Raw genomic sequence first — 13,294 nt, 5'->3', positions numbered from 1 at the left:
CTTGGCCGGCCTTCGGGCCGGCCTTTTTTTAGCGATGAGCAGCTGGTAATTGCGTGACAGGCACAGATCGCTTATGCTTGACTTAAAGGAGAACACTTTATGGATTTACTCTGGTTACTCGGGATAGTCGCAGTCTGGTTCGTATTAAATCGCTGGATTCTGCCGCGCATGGGGGTTCAGACCTGAATGTCAGCTTCTTGCAGTCTCCCCGTGCGGGAGACCGAAAAGCAGAACAGCGATGAGACTGTAAAATAAAAAGAAGGGGCCGGTCAGCAATGACCGGCCCCTTCTTTTTAAGAAAGTTATATGCTCTCAGCGCAACCCTGTGCCGCAGCGTGGACAGGTCAGGATAGTGTTGGTTGATACCTTCTCTCCGCAGGTCGGGCAGTTGAACCAGTGCCGACAGGCGCGACACTGCTGTTCGGAGAGCCCCTGCTTTTTTTTGCACTTGGGGCAACGACGATACATTTTGCGTTGACTTAGATACTCTTCAAAAAAGAGCCCGCAGCGCGGACAGTCCTCAGTACCTGGTTTGGTAATTTCGGTTTCACAGCCAGGTAGAGGGCATCTAAATACCGTTTTGCATTTGGCGCACCAGTATTTTCCCTTGAGTTCTGCTTTGCAGGTCGGGCAGATTTTTTCAGCCATTGTCGATTCCCCTGGGTGTGGCATCGGAGGTTGTTGAGGTGATGGTCTCTTAGGCCGGGTTTTATTGATTGCCTGTTCATCATAATCGAGTCGCGTCCGAAATTCAAAAAAATCGCAACTGCAGGGCACTTATTAAACGTGCTCAAAAACAAAAAACCGGCCAATAGGCCGGTTTAAAAAGAGTTTATTCGAAAAGAGAGAAAAATTATTTTTGCGCTTCTTGTCCGAGACTGGCGGTCATCTGCTGTGGATTGCGTTTCATGACAAACATGTAGCTCTCTTTAAGTTTCTTGGTGAAGAGGGTGCCGATCCACAACGGACTCCAGATGACACCTGCGGTCAGCCAGCTTTTAAGAGCACTGGAATCCGTCTTGTCTGCCTTGATGGTCATGTCGATCGATTCAAAGCCCAGATGCTGGAGGGATATCTCATGGTTCTCACCGGAACTGAGTTTGTGGCTATAGCTGATCGGAGTGACACCCAGTTCCTGGCCATCCATGATCACCATCGCCCCGGGAGGCTCCGACTGAATCAAGGCGCGCGTGGGTGCGCAAGCACAGGTGAAGGTTGTCAGCAGAATCAGGCAGATCAGATTTTTTAGCACATAGTGTCCTGTTACAGGAGTTATCGGTCGCAAGTACTTATCGTAAAGAATTGCAAATCCCATTCCATTCGCGCCGGTTAGTTTTTGGAATCAATGGCTGAAATGAAATCAGGGGTCTTCTTTTAGGTGGTTAGCCTCGATTATTAATTCTGAGCTGCGTAAGCCGGAAGCGTTAATGAGTGATTTCCGCCTCAAAATTGACACCTTAGAGGAAAAAAAGCGACACTCCTGGTCTGAAGTAGTGGCGAAACCACTGCGCATTTTTACTTCAGATAGCGCAGGAGAAACTGTCCGGTGTAAGATTCTGCACAGCGCGCAATCTGTTCGGGGGTCCCCGCCGCGATGATTTGCCCGCCCCCTTTGCCTCCCTCGGGTCCGAGGTCTATAACGTAGTCTGCCGTTTTAATGACATCCAGGTTGTGTTCAATGACAACGACCGTATTCCCCCCCTCGACCAGGCGGTCGATGACTTCCAGCAGTTTGTGAATGTCTGCGAAATGCAGGCCGGTGGTCGGTTCATCCAGAATATAGATGGTGCGCCCGGTGGCCCGCTTGCCGAGTTCGCGGGAGAGCTTGACCCGTTGGGCTTCCCCCCCGGAGAGTGTCGTCGCGCTCTGTCCCAGTTTGATATAGCCCAGTCCGACATCGCGCAGGGTTTCGAGTTTGTTGCTGATCCGCGGCAGGTTTTCCATGAACAGGCTGGCCTGATTGACGGTCATGTCGAGCAAGCCGGCGATACTCTCTCCTTTGTACTTGACCTCAAGGGTTTCACGGTTATAGCGCGCGCCTTTACAGACCTCGCATTCCACGTAGACATCGGGTAAAAAGTGCATTTCGATGCGGATGATTCCATCACCACTACAGGCTTCGCAGCGGCCGCCCTTGACGTTGAAGGAAAAACGTCCCGGTTTGTAGCCCCGGATCTTCGCCTCGGGGAGCTGTGCATAGAGCTCGCGGATATCGGTAAAGACCCCGGTATAGGTCGCCGGGTTGGAGCGCGGGGTGCGGCCGATGGGCGATTGATCAATGTCGATCACCTTGTCGAGTTGCTCAAGCCCGAGGATCTGTTTGACCGGCCCGGCTTTTTCCCGATTGTGATGCAGTTTCTGGGCGAGAGCCTTGTAGAGGGTTTCGATGATCAGTGAGGATTTCCCTGAACCGGAGACGCCGGTCACACAGGTCAGGACGCCGAGGGGGATTTCGACATCGACATTCTGCAGATTGTTGGCGCTGGCGCCTTTCAGTTCAAGCTTGCGTTCGCTGGTGCGGCGCTGCCTGGGGATCTCAATTTTCATTCGGCCCGACAGATATTGGCCGGTCAGTGAGTCAGCGCAGTTGATCACGTCTTTGGGCCGTCCGGCGAATACGACCTCGCCGCCGTGCACTCCTGCCGCCGGACCCATATCGATCAGGTAGTCAGCTGACAGCATGGTCTCTTCGTCATGCTCGACCACCAGGACCGTGTTGCCGAGATCGCGTAGTTTCTGCAGGGTTTCAAGCAGCCGCTGGTTGTCGCGCTGGTGGAGTCCTATCGAGGGTTCGTCGAGGATATAAAGCACCCCCATCAGCGATGATCCGATCTGGGTGGCGAGGCGGATGCGCTGACCCTCCCCCCCCGACAGGGTCCCTGACGCGCGGTCGAGAGAGAGATAATCGAGCCCGACGTGACTTAAAAATCCGAGGCGATCGCGCACTTCTTTCAGTATGCGCCGTGCAATTTCGGCCTGTTTTGGGGGGAGCTCGAGGTTCAGGAAAAAGGCGGTTGCCTCGGCGATTGACATGGCACAGACCTGTTGAATGTTTCTCTGTGCGACCTGGACGTGCAGAGATTCAGGACGCAGGCGCGCCCCCTCGCAGCTCGGACAGGGGATGACGCTCATATACTTTTCGAGATTTTCGCGCACCGTGTCCGAATCTGTTTCACGATAGCGCCGCTCCAGATTCGGCAGAATCCCTTCAAACGCCTTTTCGTAATGATGGCGATTCTCCCCCTGATCAAAGAAGAATCTGACTTTCTCTTTGCCTGAACCGTTCAAAAGAATTGAACGCGCTGACTCAGGGAGGTTGGAAAAGGGGACGCGCATGCTGAACTGATAGTGCTCAGACAGGGCTTCAAGCATTGCCTGATAGTAGTAACCGGTGCGGCTGTCCCAGGGAACAATGGCGCCTTCGCGCAACGACAGGCTGGAGTCAGGGACGACCTGTTCAATATCAAAATAGTTGCGTGTTCCCAGTCCGCTGCAATCAGGGCAGGCACCATGCGGATTGTTAAAAGAAAACATCCGCGGTGTGACTTCGGGGTAGGAGAGGCCGCAATCGATACAGGCATGTTTGGCCGAAAAGAGACGGGTTTCGCCATCGGGAATCTCAATCCGGACCATGCCGTCGGCAAGTTTCAACGCCGTTTCGATGGAATCGGCGAGCCGGGTTTCGATCCCCGGTTTTACCACCAGACGATCAATCACCACCTCGATACTGTGCTGGCGTTTTTTATCCAGCTGAAAATCTTCGCCCAGTTCGTGCATTTTGCCATCGATCCGGACCCGGACGAAGCCATCGGCCTGGAGTTGTGCCAACTCCTTGCGGTACTCCCCCTTGCGTTCGCGGACCAGTGGCGCCATCACCATAATTTTGGATTTTTCAGGGGTCTGCATGATCCGGTCGACCATCTGCTCAACCGTTTGTGAACTGATCAGCTGGCCGCAACGGTGGCAGTGGATCTCACCCGCGCGGGCGAAGAGCAGGCGCAGGTAATCGTAGATTTCGGTGACGGTGCCGACGGTCGAGCGCGGGTTGCGCGAGGTGGTCTTCTGCTCGATCGAGATGGCGGGCGACAGGCCATCGATCTGGTCGACATCCGGTTTCTCCATCTGCTCCAGAAACTGGCGGGCGTAGGACGAGAGGCTTTCGACATAGCGCCGCTGACCTTCAGCGTAGATGGTGTCAAAGGCGAGGGTGCTCTTGCCTGATCCCGAGACGCCGGTGATAATCACAAGTTGATCGCGGGGGATATCGAGATCGATATTTTTGAGGTTGTGTTCGCGGGCTCCGCGGATGCTGATCTTTTCTATCATCGAAAAAGTACCTTCAGAATTTGAGGTTATCGGCCATGCGCGCCGCCATCTGGATGGCGGCCTGCAGGCTTGCAATACTGGCGCGTCCGCTGCCGACCAGATCATAGGCGGTGCCATGATCGACACTGGTGCGCACAATCGGCAGGCCGAGGGTGACATTCACCGCATCATCGAAATGCAGCAGCTTGAGCGGGATCAATCCCTGGTCGTGATACATGCAGACCACGGCGTCATAGTCGCCGCGTGCGGCAAAGTAGAAGAGGGTGTCGGCGCTGTGAGGACCGCTGGCGCAGATCCCGGCCTGTTGGGCCAGGGCGATAGCCGGTCGAATGAAGCGTTCTTCTTCATCCCCGAAGAGTCCTTCTTCCCCAGCATGTGGATTGAGGGCCAAAACTGCAATCCGCGGGACTTTCAACCCAAAATGCTCGCGCAAACTCTTGTCTGTGATGCGGATGGTCTCAAAAATTTCCTGACTGTCAAGCAAGCCGGGAACCTTGGCAAGGGCGGTATGGATGGTCGCCAGGGTCACCCTGAGGTGACTGCCGGCCAGCATCATCACCACGCGTTTCGCCTGACAGCGCTCGCCAAGCAGTTCGGTATGGCCGGGGAAGTGGCAGCCCGCGCGATTGATCGCCGCCTTGTTGATCGGGCAGGTCACCATGGCGGCAGCGCGTCCGGCGCGACATTCGCTGATGGCCCATTCGATATAGGCGACCATGGCCCGCCCGCAGCAGTCGTCGGGGTGCCCGGGGCTGAAGTTGTCAGGGGCGAGCTGCGAAAGGGGTTGCAGCGAAAAACGGTTCCCTTTCAGGGTAAAGCAGGTGCGGCCTTGGGCATCCGTTGAGATTTGCGGTTTCACCCCTAGTTGCGTTGCGGTGTTCTGCAGGACCTGTAGGTCACCGACGACCAGAAGCGGCCTGTTCGGAAGTCCGCCTGCCGCCAGGGAACGGAGGATCAGCTCCGGCCCGATTCCGGTAGGGTCGCCCATGGTGATAATGATCGGTCGCATATGAAGAGATCCTTGGGTTCGCATCAATCGACCAGTATATCTGATCAGAGGGGGGCGCGACAATAAGCAGGATGAGATCAGGGTCAGGGAGAAATAAAAACGGCCTGGAAGACCCGGGCCGATTTATTGAAGCTCAAATTATAAGAAAGCTTAAAGGTCAGATGCGGATGTCGACAACGGCATCCTGGCGGAGTTCCTTTTTCCATTCGGCAAACCGCTTCTCGCTGTTCTGCGTGGCCAGGATTTTTTCGATGGCAGCGCTGACCTCATCGGTCAGTTCTGCCTTCGCCGGGGTTCGCTCCAGCACCTGGAAGATATGGATGCTGCCGAGAGCTTCTGTTGGCTCGTTGATCTGACCGACCTTTAATGTGGCCACCATCTTGTGCAGTTCCGGGTGCATTTCCTTTTCGATCATGGTCCCCATGTCGCCGCCATTGGCATCAGTCCCGACTCCGGCCAGCACCTCGGCGAAGGGTTTGCCTTCCAGCAGCAGCTGCCGCGCGATCTGTGCCTTTTGCTTGATCTGGGTTATTTGTTCTGCCGTCGCGTCCTTGGGCAGAGGATAGCTGATTCGCAACAGATGCAAGGTTGGAACGGTCATGTACTCATCTTTGTGGGCGTCGAAATAGGCGCGGATTTCGGCGTTGGTCACTTCGACTTTGCTGTGCACCTCTTTGGCAATCAGCTTGTAGCGCAAAATTTCCTTTTGCAGTTGCTGGCGATACCCTTCAAACGACATCCCCTGGGCCTGAAGGGCATCTTTAAGCTGTTCACTGGTTAATTTGTTCTGGCGCTGAACATCTTCGATCGCCGAGTTGAGCTCCTGGTCTGTCACCGTGAGGCCAAGTTCGTGAATGCGTTGTTCCACCAGCAGATCGTCGATCATATCATTGAGGACGGACAGCCGCAGGGCGGCATGTTCTTTTTGGCTGAACTGGCGTTTCCCTTCGCTGGTCGCCATGACGAGAGCGAGTTTCTTCTCCAGTTGGTAACTGGTAACCACATCGTTATTGACGACCGCCACAGTTTTGATCAGGGTGGTGGCGAAAACGCTGGTCGCACAGAGCAGGAGCAGGCTTGTCAGGAGGATCTTTTTCATCAGGGTTCCATTCCTTTGGGGTTAAGACAATTTGGTGAAGGCGCTATTCTGCCCTGTCGAAGTGGAGTTTGTCCAGCTGTTCCCAATCGATGCGGACATCACTACGTTCACGCCGGGCGTGGAGCCATTCCTGGTAGAGACGCGTCTCCTCCCGGGCTTTGAGGGTTGCGAGAATTGAGCCCTCAACCTCGGAGAGGGGGAGGACTCTGGCCGCAAAGCGCTGCTCGACCTGGAAGAGGTGCACGCCGTAGGGGCTTTTGATCGGGTCACTGATGTGGCCCGGTTTCAGGTTGAAAAGTTCAGCATCGACTTCGGGGGGGAATTGGCCGCGGGAAAAGAGCCCGAGATCCCCACCGTTGACCCGTTCGGGGGAGAGCGAGTGCTGTTTTGCCAGGGTCGCAAAGGTTTCGCCGGCGATCAGGCGGCTGCGCAGGTTGATCGCCTCCTCAGTGGTTGTCAGCAGGATCTGGCGTGCCCGAACCTGTTCCGGTCGGCTATAGTCCGCGCGGTGCTGCAGATAAAATTCTTCGATCTGGGTGGGGCTGATATGGATCTTGGCCTCGGTGATCCGCGCGGCAACCTTGACACCTAAGAGCCGGATGCGCAGCTGATGTTTCCAGTGCTCAGGCTTTTGCCCCGAACTGAGGAGAATGTCCTGATACTCGGCTGCTGTGTAATTTCCCCGTAAGGCCGCTATCTCCTGCTGCAGCTCCTGTTCGCTGACTTCAATGCCGCGCTGCTGTGCTTCGGCCATCAGCAGCTCCTGGTCGATCAGTTGCGATAGCGCCTGACGCAGCAGCAGTTTCTGCTGCTCCTGCGGGAGCAGGGCCAATTCCTTCTGCAGCGGTTGAATCTCTTGACGGAAGGCGTTCAGGGTTACCAGATGCTGATCGATTCTGATCAACGGTTTCTGCTCCTGCTGGCAGGCACAGAGACCCAGGCCGAGCACCAAAAGACCCAGTCCCAGGCGCTTAAGCTTCAACATGCGCCACTCCTTGAAATCTCTGCAGTTCCCGCCGGGTTTCGCGCAGTAACTCTTCGCCTTGCCAGCGCTCGCAGCGGATGCTCAGCCGAAAATCAGCTGATAAGCTGAAGCGTTCGGGTTCTTGATCCAACAGGCTGCGGATCAGGTCGGGTGAAACCCGGGTGCTGGCATGAAAGCGCAGGTTGAGGCGGCGGCCATCATATTCGAGCAGTTCGACGCATAACTCCTTGAGGATAATCCGCAGGCGCATGACACCGAGCAGCAATTCGCCCGGGGGTGGCAGGGCGCCGTAACGGTCCTGCAGTTCATCGGCAATATCGAAGATCTCGCGATCATCTTCAGCGCCCGCCAATTTTTGATAGAATTGCAGGCGCTGATTCGGGTCGGGGAGGTACTTTTCGGGGAGAAAAGCCGAAAGCCCGAGGCGGATCTCCGGGTCGATGCGCGCTTCGCATTCATGGCCGCGCAGCTTCTCAATCGTCTCTTCGAGCAGTTCGGTATAGAGTTCGAAACCGATCGCGGCGATCGGGCCCGATTGCTTGGCTCCGAGCAGGTCCCCCGCTCCGCGTAGCTCCAGGTCGTGACTGGCGATACGGAAGCCGGAACCGAGTTCGGTCAGCTCCTGCAGCACCTTGAGGCGTTCGCGGGCTTCGCGGGTCAGGGAGGCTTCGCCGGGGATCAGCAGGTAGGCGTAGGCGCGACGGTCCGAGCGCCCGACACGGCCACGCAACTGATAGAGCTGCGAGAGTCCGAAGCAGTCGGCGCGGTTGATTATAATCGTATTGGCGATAGGGATATCCAGCCCGTTCTCGATAATCGTCGAAGCCACCAGCAGGTTGCTGCGTCCCTCGATGAAATCGAGCATTACTCTTTCCAGCTCCTTTTCAGGCATCTGGCCGTGGCCGACCGCGATTTTGGCCTCGGGGACCAGCTGCTGCAGGTGTTCCGCCATGGCCCCAATCGTCTGGACCCGATTGTGGACAAAGTAGACCTGCCCGCCGCGGCGCAGTTCGCGCAGGATCGCCTCGCGGATCAGCTCATCATCGAAGCGTGTGACATAGGTGCGGATCGCCAGGCGGTCAATCGGCGGGGTCTCAATGACCGACAGGTCGCGCATGCCGGCCATACTCATATGCAGGGTGCGCGGGATCGGCGTGGCGGTCAGGGTCAGGGTGTCGACCTCGGCGCGCAGGCTTTTCAGCTTCTCTTTGTGGCTGACGCCGAAGCGCTGTTCCTCGTCGATGACCAGCAGACCCAGATCCTTGAAGCGGATATCACGTTGCAGCAGGCGATGGGTGCCGATGACAATATCGACCCGACCGCTCGCCATCCCTTCCAGAACCTTTTTGATCTCGGCCGGGGTGCGGAAACGCGAGATCATTTCGACCTGGACCGGAAAGTCCTTGAGGCGCTCACTGAAACTTTTCCAGTGCTGCTGGGCCAGCACCGTGGTCGGCACCAGCACCGCGACCTGTTTGCCATCAAGTACTGCCTTGGTCGCCGCGCGCAGGGCGACCTCGGTTTTGCCATAGCCGACATCCCCGCAGATCAGGCGATCCATCGGTTTGGGTGAGCACATGTCGGTGAGGGCGTCAATAATGGCCGCGGCCTGATCGGACGTCTCTTCGTAGGGGAAGGTCGCTTCGAATTCACGGAACAGGCGGTCTGGCGGGCTGAAGGCGAAGCCTTCACACAGCTCGCGGCGCGCATAAATTTCAAGCAGCTGACGGGCCAGCTCCTCAATCGCGGCGCGGGCCTTGAGGCGGGCCTTTTCCCAGCCCTGGCCACCCATCTTGTCGAGGCGCGGCTGGGCACCTTCGCCGCCGATATACTTCTGAACCTTTTCGATCCTCTCGACCGGCAGGTAGAGTTTGTCGGCGCCGGCGTATTCGAGATGCAGATAGTCCCCTTCGCTGCCGCCGGTCGTCAGGTGAATCAGTCCCAGATAACGTCCGACCCCGTGGTCGGTGTGGACGATAAAATCCTGTTCGCGTAGATCGGCCAGGCTCGAAAAGAGTTGCAGTGCCGACTTGCGCGTCTTCTTGCGGTGATGGCTGCGCTGGCCGAAGATCTCCTCTTCGGTGATAATGACCAGCCGATCGTAAGGCATGCGGAAGCCCGCCGAGAGTTCTCCGACCTGCAGCTGTGGTGCACCAGCGGGCAGGCGGCTCAGCTCTGTCTGTTGCCGTAAAGGCAGCTCCCAGCCGTTTTCGCGCAGCAACCCCTGCAGGCGTTGCGCCTGTCCCGATTGGCGGCAGACCAGCAAGATCCGCCAGTCCTCTTCGCTCCAGCCCTCGAGCCGTTCGAGCAGGGGGGCCAGCCCGTCCTGGCCCGGCGCCAGGCTGGCGCGCAGGTCAGAGTTGCCATTAATGTCGAAGTGGTAGCTCTGGCGCTGATCATCCAGCTGAAAAACCTGCAGGCGACTCAGCTCGATCCGGCGGTAGCGGCCGAAAGCCTGTTCAAGTTCGCTTGGATCAAGGTAAAGGGTTTGGCGTTTGACGTGGGGCAGTCGGTGTTCGAGTTGACGCTTTTCAGCGGCACGAATCTCGCCGCTGAAAAGGTCGATCTCCTGTTCGATCGCCGGGGGATCGTTGAAGATCAGGTCCGCCTCGGGGAGATAATCGAACAGGCTTTCGAGTCCGGGGTAGTTGAACGGCAGCAGAAAGGCGCGCCCCGGTGCAAGAATCCCCTCTTTCAGCTCTTCGCTGATCCCGTCCCGCAGGTTGCGCGGCAGCTCCAGTTCATCGCAGCGTTGTTTCAGCTTAAGGAGCAGGTGCTCAAGGTGCTCGCCGCTCAGGCAGAGTTCGCGCGAGGGGATCAGGCGCAGCTGTTTTAATTCGCCAGGCTCGGAGCGCTGACTGGTCGGATCAAAAGTGCGCATCCGCTCGATATAGTCGCCGTAAAAATCGAGGCGCACCGGCTGCTGGGCATCAGCCGGAAAGATATCGATAATGTCACCGCGCACCGCAAAGGAGCCCCGGTCTTCGACCAGCGCGACGGGTTGATAACCGAGATTCTGCAGTTGTTGCAGCAGCTCCTGCCGCGGATATTCATCTTCAAGTTTCAGAACCAGGGAGAGGCTGGCCAGAATCGGGCGCGGGATGACGCGCTGCATCAGGGCGCGGGCTGGCACGATCAGGGCGTCGATCTCCCCTTTGAGCAGCCGGACCAGGCTGTCCAGCCGGCTGGCTTCGATCTCGGGGTGCGGGGTCAGCGGATCGTAGGGGCCGAGCTCCCAATGCGGGAAGAGGGCAATACGCTCGGCTCTCGGAGCAAAAAACTGCAGATCGGTGCAGAGGCGCTGGGCCTCTTTCTGGCTGGAGCAGACCACGAACAGCGGGCGGGAGTTCCGGCCGAGGGTTTTGGAGAGCAGGGCGGCATCGCTGCTACCGTTAATGCCCAGAATTTCGAGTTGGCGGTGACGATCAGTAAAGCCATCAAGCAGGCTTTGAGCCGTCGCATAGTTGATGTGCTGAGAGAGTTCCTGATCCATGAAGGCCATCTTGCTGCGGCTCAGCCGCGGGGCGTTAATTAATCGCGGGGGACGGCGAGCATGCGATCGAGGGTGAGCCGGGCTTTTTCTGCCGTCAGGGGATCGACCGTCACACGCGGGCTCAGGGTTTCGAGGCATTTGAGCAGATCTTCGAGTGAGGTCAGCTTCATATTGGGGCAGATCAGTCCTTCGCTCGGCAGGATGAAGGTTTTGCCCGGATTCTGGGTACGCAGCCGGTAGAGGATACCCATCTCGGTGCCGACGATGAAGGTTGTGGCCGAACTGGCAGCGGCGTACTCGTACATCCCGCTGGTTGAACAGATATGGTCGGCCAGGGCAAGGATTTCGGGCGCGCATTCCGGGTGGGCCATGAAGATGGCGTCGGGGTGGTCGGCGCGGGCCTTTTCAATTTGTGCGACCTTCAGGCGTTCGTGGGTCGGGCAAAAGCCCTCCCAGATATGGCAGGTTTTGTCGACCTGGCTGGCGATGTAGCGCCCCAGGTTGCGGTCAGGGACCAGCAGAACCTCGTCGCAGTCGAGGGAGCGGACCACGTTGACTGCGTTGGAGCTGGTGCAGCAGATGTCGCTCTCGGCCTTGACTGCGGCGCTGGAATTGACGTAGGTCACGACCGTCGCCTTGGGGTGTTGTTTTTTAAGTTCGCGCAAGCCTTCAGGGGTGACCATGTCGGCCATCGGACAGCCGGCGTCATGGCGTGGAAGCAGTACGATTTTTTCGGGACTTAAGAGCGCTGCGCTTTCGGCCATGAAATGCACCCCGCAGAAAACGATGATCTGTTTGTCGGTGCGTGCGGCTTCAATCGAGAGGGCCAGGGAATCGCCGGTGATATGGGCGATCTCTTGAATTTCATCGCGTTGGTAGTTATGAGCCATCAGCAGGGCGTTGTGTTCCTCGGCCAGCTGAAGAATGCGTGCCTTGATCTGATCCTGAGTCATCTGAGCCAATTCCCTATGGTTTTCAGTGTCGGTTACAGGTCGCGAATGCTAGACCAAACCCCCTGATAAGTCAAACTTTTCGCCCCTGCACATCCGCTTGACAGAGGGCGTGACAACCCGCTATTCTCGCGCAGATTCGAGCCGGGTTCGTCCAGGTTGCGGATGCCTAGTATACTCTCCTTTCTGAAAGGATTACCATGTTTGGAATCGGTATGTCCGAACTGCTGCTGATCGGTGCCCTGGCGTTGATGGTGCTCGGTCCGAAAAAACTGCCTGAGCTGGCACGCGCCCTGGGCAAGGGCTTCGCCGAGTTCAAACGTGCGACCGAAGAGTTTAAAAATACCCTTCAGGAAGAGACCCGTGTTGCCGAGACCAAGGAGCGCCTGCTCAAGGACGGCAAGCTGACCCCGCCGGGGACCGAACGCTCCTATAACCCCTATGTCGATGGCGAGGTTGATCCCGAGAGCGATGCCAGCGTCGCCAACAAGGCCTCGGTCAGCACCCTCGAGACTGCCAAAACTGTGGACGAGAAAACACCCCAGGGACCTGTAGATCAGGAGCAGGCTGATGTTTGATTCCATGCCGCTCTCCGGGCATCTCGAAGAGTTGCGCAAACGCCTGATTATTGCCTCGGCCGCCTGGCTGGTGGCGTTTATTGGCTGTTATTCGGTGGCCGAAAAGTTGTTTAAAATCCTCTCTGCGCCGGTTCAGCAGGCGCTTCCCAAGGGGAGTTCGCTGGTCTTTATTCAGGCGACCGAGCCTTTTTTCACCTACCTCAAGGTGGCAGCGGTGGCCGGGCTGCTTGTCGCCATGCCGGTGATTTTGTGGCAACTTTGGGGTTTTGTCGCACCGGCGCTCTACAAGAATGAAAAGATTTTTGCCGTCCCCTTCGTGCTGGCCAGCTGCCTCTGTTTCGGACTCGGAACCTACTTCGGTTTTTCCTATGTGTTCCCGACGATTTTTACCTTTCTGGTCAACTTCGGCACGGGTGGCGGCGAGATCAACGCCATGTTGTCGATGGGCTCCTATTTGACTTTGTCGACCCGCCTGCTCTTCGCCTTCGGTCTGGTCTTCGAGCTGCCGATCATAATCTTTTTCCTCGCCCGAATGGGAGTGGTTGATTACAAATGGTTGTCTTCCAAGCGCAAGTACGCATTGGTTGTGGCTTTTGTGATCGGCGCGGTTCTGACCCCACCCGATGTCTTCTCGCAGGCGTCAATCGCCATCCCTTTTATTCTGTTGTACGAGGTCGGGATTATCGTGGCCCGTCTGTTCGGCAAAAAGAAGGTCGAAGCGGATCCTGAACTGGAAGATGACGAAGAAGACATCTGATCCTTTTCCGTTTAGAATATGCGCCATCCGCCCCAGGTTTCTGGAGCGGCTGGCGCATATTGACCGAATGCTCATCCCTGTTTTTCTCTACGTTCTT

10 protein-coding genes are annotated in these 13,294 nt (G+C 57.1%); 2 read left to right on the top strand and 8 right to left on the bottom strand.

What is annotated here, in order from left to right; translation table 11 throughout:
- Nucleotides 1-312: 312 nt before the first annotated feature.
- From D888_RS0116140 to nadA, 8 genes are all read right to left on the bottom strand, one after another.
- Nucleotides 313-648 carry a hypothetical protein gene (locus D888_RS0116140; RefSeq protein ID WP_020677609.1) on the bottom strand — a complete coding sequence of 112 codons (336 nt, stop codon included), beginning with the start codon at nt 646-648 and terminating at the stop codon, nt 313-315.
- Between the two features lie 205 nt (nt 649-853).
- Nucleotides 854-1,252 (bottom strand): PEGA domain-containing protein, encoded by a 399-nt coding sequence (locus D888_RS0116135; protein WP_020677608.1) that lies wholly within the window; start codon nt 1,250-1,252, stop codon nt 854-856.
- A 263-nt stretch (nt 1,253-1,515) separates the two neighbouring features.
- Nucleotides 1,516-4,326 (bottom strand): excinuclease ABC subunit UvrA, encoded by a 2,811-nt coding sequence (gene uvrA / locus D888_RS0116130; RefSeq protein ID WP_020677607.1) that lies wholly within the window; start codon nt 4,324-4,326, stop codon nt 1,516-1,518.
- A gap of 13 nt (nt 4,327-4,339) precedes the next feature.
- Nucleotides 4,340-5,335, bottom strand: a complete 996-nt coding sequence (gene pdxA, locus D888_RS0116125; RefSeq protein ID WP_020677606.1) for a 4-hydroxythreonine-4-phosphate dehydrogenase PdxA — start codon at nt 5,333-5,335, stop codon at nt 4,340-4,342.
- Nucleotides 5,336-5,492: 157 nt separating this feature from the next.
- Complete coding sequence (locus D888_RS0116120; RefSeq protein WP_020677605.1) at nt 5,493-6,434, bottom strand: SurA N-terminal domain-containing protein; 942 nt, start codon at nt 6,432-6,434, stop codon at nt 5,493-5,495.
- A gap of 43 nt (nt 6,435-6,477) precedes the next feature.
- Nucleotides 6,478-7,419 (bottom strand): peptidylprolyl isomerase, encoded by a 942-nt coding sequence (locus D888_RS23360; RefSeq protein ID WP_020677604.1) that lies wholly within the window; start codon nt 7,417-7,419, stop codon nt 6,478-6,480.
- Nucleotides 7,406-10,912, bottom strand: coding sequence for a transcription-repair coupling factor (gene mfd, locus D888_RS0116110; RefSeq protein ID WP_020677603.1), 3,507 nt, complete (start codon nt 10,910-10,912; stop codon nt 7,406-7,408). Before mfd ends, D888_RS23360 begins: the two co-directional genes overlap by 14 nt.
- A 38-nt stretch (nt 10,913-10,950) precedes the next feature.
- The gene (gene nadA, locus D888_RS0116105; protein WP_020677602.1) at nt 10,951-11,865 is read right to left on the bottom strand and encodes a quinolinate synthase NadA; all 915 of its coding nucleotides are present in this window, start codon (nt 11,863-11,865) and stop codon (nt 10,951-10,953) included.
- Nucleotides 11,866-12,062: 197 nt separating this feature from the next.
- Between nadA and tatB the strand changes: the two genes are divergently transcribed.
- Entirely contained in the window at nt 12,063-12,440 is a 378-nt protein-coding gene (gene tatB / locus D888_RS24810) for a Sec-independent protein translocase protein TatB (protein WP_020677601.1), read from the top strand.
- The gene (gene tatC / locus D888_RS0116095; protein ID WP_020677600.1) at nt 12,433-13,197 is read left to right on the top strand and encodes a twin-arginine translocase subunit TatC; all 765 of its coding nucleotides are present in this window, start codon (nt 12,433-12,435) and stop codon (nt 13,195-13,197) included. The genes tatB and tatC overlap by 8 nt, the downstream gene beginning before the upstream one ends.
- The last annotated feature ends 97 nt before the right edge of the window (nt 13,198-13,294 follow it).

Source organism: Geopsychrobacter electrodiphilus DSM 16401 (assembly GCF_000384395.1).
GTDB lineage: Bacteria > Desulfobacterota > Desulfuromonadia > Desulfuromonadales > Geopsychrobacteraceae > Geopsychrobacter > Geopsychrobacter electrodiphilus.
This window is presented reverse-complemented; position numbering and strand designations above follow the sequence as displayed.